Raw genomic sequence first — 5,613 nt, 5'->3', positions numbered from 1 at the left:
CGGCCCACGAGCGGGGACTCGAGGTCCCCGCCGCCACCGGCTTCCGGGCGCAGGCCGGCGCGGGTGCCGCCGCGCGGATCAGGGGGACCGAGGTCGTCGTCGGGGCGGCGAGGCTGTTCCCCGTCGTGCCCGACGAGCTGCTCACGGGCCGCACGGGGTCGACGGTGCTCGTCGGCTGGAACGGCCTCGCCCGGGCCGCCCTCACGGTCGCCGACGCCGTGCGCCCGACCTCCGCCGACGCCGTCCGCGCCCTGGAGCGGGAGGGCCTCACGGCATACCTCCTCACCGGTGACAACGTCGCGACCGGACGCGCCGTCGGCGAGGCCGTCGGCATCGACGCCGCGCGCGTCATCGCCGACGTCGCGCCGGCCGACAAGCACGCCGAGGTCGAGCGGCTCCGGGCGGTCGGGCACGTCGTCGCGATGGTCGGCGACGGGGTCAACGACGCACCGGCGCTCGCCGCGGCGGACCTCGGGCTCGCCATGGGGTCCGGCACCGACGTCGCGATGGAGTCCGCGGACATCGTCCTCATGCGGTCCGACCTCGGGGCGGTCGTCGACGCGATCCGGCTGTCGCGAGCCACCCTGCGCACCATCAAGCAGAACCTCGGGTGGGCCTTCGGCTACAACGTCGCGGCGATCCCCCTGGCCGTCGCCGGACTGCTCAACCCGATGATCGCCGGCGCGGCGATGGCCGCCTCGAGCGTCCTCGTCGTGACGAACAGCCTGCGCCTGCGGCGCTACCGGCCCTGAGCGTCAGATGGTGACCATGCCCTCGGGCGTCTCGAAGGTCACCGACAGCAGGCCGGGCGTGCCGTGCGGCGCGACGAAGGAGAGGTCGATCGACGGGGAGACCTCCGCGGCCGGCTGGCCGAGCCAGTCGGTGATGCGGGCCGGGTCACCGGCGATCTGGAGCTGACGGATCCGCGTGAGGCTCTCGCCCGCGTGCGAGGGGTGCTCGGTGTGCTGCGCCCACTGGACGTAGAAGGGCAGCTGGGGGTCGGCGATGAGGCCCTTGACGCCGAGCTGGCGCCAGTGCAGCTCGATGCCGTCGGGCCGGGTCCGGTTGCCGGCGACGGCCAGCCGGCCGACGCGGGCCTCCTGGACGTGGATGTCGTGGACGGCGATGACCCAGCCGAGCCACCCGCCACCGGCCTCCGAGCGGGCCCGGACGGCCTGCCCGAAAGGCGCCTTGTAGGAGGCGGGGTGGTCCAGCACCTCGACGACCTCGACGTAGCGGTTGTGCCGGAGCGGGAGGATGACGTTGCGGGTCCCGAACCGTGGGTGGTTGCCGCCGTCGACGGGACGGACCCCGATCAGCTTCCCGAGACGCTCGGCCGTCGCCGCCACGCCGTCGTGCTCCGCTGCGTACACCACATGGTCAACCCGCATTTCCCCATCGTGGCACACCGCGAGGGGTGCTTCTGACCAGACCCCGATCACCGCCGCTGCCGCACCGCCTCGTAGACGACGATCGCCGCCGACGTCGCGACGTTGAGGGAGTTGACGATGCCGGCCATCGGGATCCGCACTCGGTCGGCGGCCGCCGCGAGCGCCGCGTGCGTCAGTCCGTCCTTCTCGGCGCCTACCGCGACGGCCAGCGGACCGGTGAGATCGACTGCGGTGTGGAGGGATTCGGCGGCCGGTGTCGTCGCGACGAGCCGGATGCCATGATCGCCGAGCCAGCCGAGCAGGCCGGTGAGGTCGGTCGAGGCGACCGGCACGGAGAAGACGGTGCCCTTGCTCGACCGGACGACGTTCGGGTTGCCCCAGTCGGTCACGGGGTCGACGGCGACGACGGCGTCGACCCCCGCGGCATCGGCCGTGCGGAGCATCGCGCCGAGGTTGCCCGGCTTCTCGACGTGCTCCGCGACGAGGACGAGCGGCTCCGCGCCGAGGACGAGGTCGCCGAGGGCGAGACCCGGCGCGGGCACCTCGGCGACGAACCCGTCCGGTCCCTCCCGGTATGCCGTGCGCTCGAAGGCCGCGCGGCCGAGCCGGACGACGTCGCTGCCGCGGTCACGCGCCGCGTCGAGGACGTCGTGCCGGACGGCGGCGTCGAGCATGAGCTCGGGACAGTGGTAGACGGCCCGCGGCTCGACGCCGGCGTCGAGCGCGAGGCGCAGCTCCTCGTAGCCCTCGACGAGGGTCGTGCCCGACTGCTCGCGCGCACGCCGACGACGCAGCGCGACGAGCCCCTTGAGGCGGGGGTTCGTGGGCGAGGTGATCTCGAGCTCGGCCATGGAGCGTCCGGTCTCAGAGGAGGGAGCGCAGGACGGGGACGAGACCGTCGTCGTCGACGGTGCCCGCCATCTCGTCGGCCGCCTCCTTGACCGTGTCGGGGGCGTTGCCCATCGCGACGCCGCGCGCCGCCCAGCGGAGCATCTCCAGGTCGTTGCGCTGGTCGCCGACGGCGACGGTGTGGCGCGGCTCGACGCCGAGACGCCGCCGGACGAGTTCGAGCGCCGAGCCCTTCGAGACCCCTTCGGGGTTGACGTCGAGCCATGCGGAGTACCCCACGGCGTAGTTGACGCCGTGGAGGCCGATCCGCTCGGCGAGGTCGAGGAAGTCCTCGCTCGTGCCGGTCGGCGACCGGAAGGTCACGCGGGTCACCGGGTCGGCCATCAGCTCCTCCCACGGGACGACGGTCTGCCGGCCCTCCAGCTCGCCGTCGGGGAAGGGCGCGCTCACCTTGAACCCCATGCCGAGCTCCTCGACGGCGACGACGGCGCCGGGCCACGCGTCGCGGAGCAGCTCCAGGACGGGCGCCGGGTCGAAGGTCACCGCGTCGACGACCTCGTACCCCGTCGGCAGGGCCGGGTCGAGCCTGATGGTGACCGCCCCGTTGGAGCACACGGCATACCCCTCGACGATGCCGAGGCGGTCGAGGATCGGCAGCGTCGCGAGGATCGCCCGCCCCGTCGACACGACGACGTGGTGACCGGCCGCGACGACCTCGCCGACGGCGTCACGGACGGCGTCGGACATCTTGCCGCTGTGGTCGATCGTCGTGCCGTCGACGTCGAGCGCGACGAGCATTGCCGGATGCAACATGGCCTCCAGCCTAGGGAACGCCGACCGGCCGGGCCTCGTGGCCCGCTCAGTCCGCCGCGGACCAGGCCGCCCGGAAGCTGACGCGCCCTCCGGTCTTCAGGAGCGACCGGCGGTAGATCCGCTCGCCGACGACGATGGCGACGGCGCAGAAGGCGACCAGCCCCGCGAGCGCGACGAGCGGCTCCCACAGGGGGACCCCGCCCTGGAGCATCCGGCTCGGCATGAGGATCGCCGAGAACGGCGGGACGTAGGACAGGACCACCTGCCACTGCCCCGTCGCGAGCATCGCTCCGAGGAAGACGATGACCAGGCCCATCGTCATCGGCATCGAGGTGTTCTGCAGGTCCTCGCTCCGGCTCGCGAGGGCGCCAGCCGCGGCGTAGAGGCACGCGACGGCGAGGAACCCGACGGCGAAGAAGCCGACGAACCACACAATCGGCCCGGTGATCCCCGGGAGGAGCCCGCCGAGGCTGGTGAAACTGAGCCCGACGAGCCCCACCGCGGCATACAGGCACATCTGGGCGAGGGCGAGGATCGAGTTGCCGAGGACCTTGCCGAGGAGGAGCTGCCGGATCGGGATGGCCGCGGCGATGATCTCGACGATCCGCGACTGCTTCTCCTCGACGACGCTGCCGGCCAGGGTGAGCCCGAAGCCGATGGCCGCGAGGTAGAAGAGGAAGGCCATGGCGAAGCCGACCGCCTTCGCGAGGTCGGTCCTGTCCTTGTCGCCGACGAGCTGGGTGACGGTGACGGTCGAGCCGCGCTCGAGCGCCTCGACCGTCGTGCCCGCGGCCGCGGCGTTGTCGGCGAGGACGGCCGTGCGGACCGCCTGCTCCGCCGCCGTCCGGAGCGCGTCAGGCACCTGCGTCCGCCCCGTGACGACCCAGGCACCGTCGCTCTCGTGGAGCCAGGCGTCCGCGTCGCCGCCGTGGACCGCGGCCCGGGCCGCCGCGTCGTCGGGCACCGTGCGCACGGTGACCCGGACCTTGTCGTCGGCGGCCGTCGCCGAGTGGGCCACGTCGTCGGCCATGACCCGGCTCGACGCCGTCGCGACGACGTCGTAGGACTTCGTGCGGTCGGAGAGGTAGACCTGCAGGCCGAGCATGCCGACGATGAGGGCGAGCGTGACGAGGGTGCCGACGACGAACGACTTGTCGGTCACCTTGGCGACGACCTCTCGGCGCATGACGACGGCCCAGGCCGGCTGACGGGTGCTCACGCGGTGACCTCCCGGTAGATCTCGGACAGGGCGGGGATGACGCGGGCGAACTCCCGGACCGGCCCGCGGGCCATCGCCTCCTCCAGGAGCGGCTGCTCGGTGCCCTCCTGGACGATCTCGACGAGCGCCGTCGGGCCGTCGACGTCGACGACGTGGACCCCGTGCCGCGCGTCGCGGACCCATCCCGCGTCGCCGCCGAGGGTCAGCTTGTAGCGGGTCGGTCCGCCCGCCTGCAGCTCCGACACCGTCCCGCTCGCGACGACACGCCCCCGGGCCATGATGGTCAGCCGGTCGCACAGGCGCTGGACGAGGTCGAGCTGGTGGGAGGAGAACAGGACCGGTATGCCGCGGACCGTGTGCTCCCGCAGGATGTCGGTCATCGAGTCGACCGCGTCGGGGTCGAGACCCGAGAACGGCTCGTCGAGGATGAGGGCGGCCGGTTCGGCGATGAGGGCGGCGATGATCTGGACCCGCTGCTGGTTGCCCAGCGACAGCTTCTCGACGCGGTCCTTCGCACGGTCGGCGAGGCCGAACCGCTCGAGCTGCTCCATGATCGAGCGGCGCGCATCGCGGCCGGTCATGCCGTGCAGCTCGCCGAGGTAGGCGAGCTGGTCGAGGACGGGCTGCTTGGGGTAGAGGCCGCGCTCCTCGGGCATGTACCCGAACCGCCGCTGGTCGTGGACGGTGACCGGTGCGCCGTTCCAGAGGATCGTGCCCTCGTCCCGGGCGAGGACCCCCATGACCATCCGCATCGTCGTCGTCTTGCCGGCGCCGTTGCCGCCGACGAAGCCGGTGAGCTGTCCGTCGGACACGTCGAAGCTCACCCCGTCCACCGCGGTGATGTCGCCGAACCGCCTCGTCAGGTCGCGCAGCTGGAGCATCGGATCCCCCTTGGTCGGTGTGGGTGGTGCCCTGTCGTCTGCTGCCACGGTAGGAAGAACGGGCGGTATGCGGATCCGCCCGCAGGCGGACCGTCGCTCCTCCCCCTCGCGAGGGAGCCGGCAGTTCCTCAGTCGGCGGGGGTGATGATGCCGGCCTCGTAGGCGAGGATGACCGCCTGGATCCGGTCGCGCAGGTGGAGCTTGGCGAGGCAGCTCGAGACGTGCGTCTTCACGGTCGCCTCGCCGAGGTGGAGGCGGGCGGCGATCTCGGCGTTGGACAGGCCGTGGCCGACGAGCTCGAGCACCTCCCGCTCGCGGTCGGTGAGCCGGGCGAGGTCGTCGTCGAAGGGCCCGGGGCGCCGGTTCTCGGACCCGGCGGTCCGGCCGTCGCCCGGCGTGCCACGCCTGGTCGCCCTGTGGCCGGGCGCCCCTGCACCGGCGGACGGCCCGGCACCGCCGG

7 protein-coding genes are annotated in these 5,613 nt (G+C 73.0%); 1 reads left to right on the top strand and 6 read right to left on the bottom strand.

What is annotated here, in order from left to right; translation table 11 throughout:
• A partial coding sequence (locus BN12_RS25350; RefSeq protein ID WP_048554476.1) for an HAD-IC family P-type ATPase occupies window positions 1–752 on the top strand: 752 nt, incomplete at its 5' end.
• A 3-nt stretch (window positions 753–755) separates the two neighbouring features.
• Here the strand turns inward: BN12_RS25350 and BN12_RS17510 are convergent.
• The 6 genes from BN12_RS17510 to BN12_RS17485 all read right to left on the bottom strand — a co-directional run.
• The gene (locus BN12_RS17510; RefSeq protein ID WP_048554475.1) at window positions 756–1,391 is read right to left on the bottom strand and encodes a VOC family protein; all 636 of its coding nucleotides are present in this window, start codon (window positions 1,389–1,391) and stop codon (window positions 756–758) included.
• Window positions 1,392–1,438: 47 nt separating this feature from the next.
• The gene (locus tag BN12_RS17505) at window positions 1,439–2,242 is read right to left on the bottom strand and encodes a TrmH family RNA methyltransferase (RefSeq protein WP_048554474.1); all 804 of its coding nucleotides are present in this window, start codon (window positions 2,240–2,242) and stop codon (window positions 1,439–1,441) included.
• A 13-nt stretch (window positions 2,243–2,255) separates the two neighbouring features.
• Window positions 2,256–3,053 (bottom strand): HAD family hydrolase, encoded by a 798-nt coding sequence (locus tag BN12_RS17500; protein WP_048554472.1) that lies wholly within the window; start codon window positions 3,051–3,053, stop codon window positions 2,256–2,258.
• A 46-nt stretch (window positions 3,054–3,099) separates the two neighbouring features.
• Entirely contained in the window at window positions 3,100–4,272 is a 1,173-nt protein-coding gene (locus tag BN12_RS17495) for an ABC transporter permease (protein WP_235432451.1), read from the bottom strand.
• Complete coding sequence (locus tag BN12_RS17490; protein WP_048554471.1) at window positions 4,269–5,153, bottom strand: ABC transporter ATP-binding protein; 885 nt, start codon at window positions 5,151–5,153, stop codon at window positions 4,269–4,271. Before BN12_RS17490 ends, BN12_RS17495 begins: the two co-directional genes overlap by 4 nt.
• Window positions 5,154–5,281: 128 nt before the next feature.
• Window positions 5,282–5,613, bottom strand: a 332-nt coding sequence (locus tag BN12_RS17485) for a response regulator transcription factor (protein ID WP_162233104.1), incomplete at its 5' end; no start/stop codon positions are given.

The organism is Nostocoides japonicum T1-X7 (assembly GCF_001046855.1).
Taxonomy (GTDB): domain Bacteria; phylum Actinomycetota; class Actinomycetes; order Actinomycetales; family Dermatophilaceae; genus Nostocoides; species Nostocoides japonicum.
Note: the sequence above shows the minus strand (reverse complement) of the source record. Positions and strands in the feature narration are given on the sequence as shown.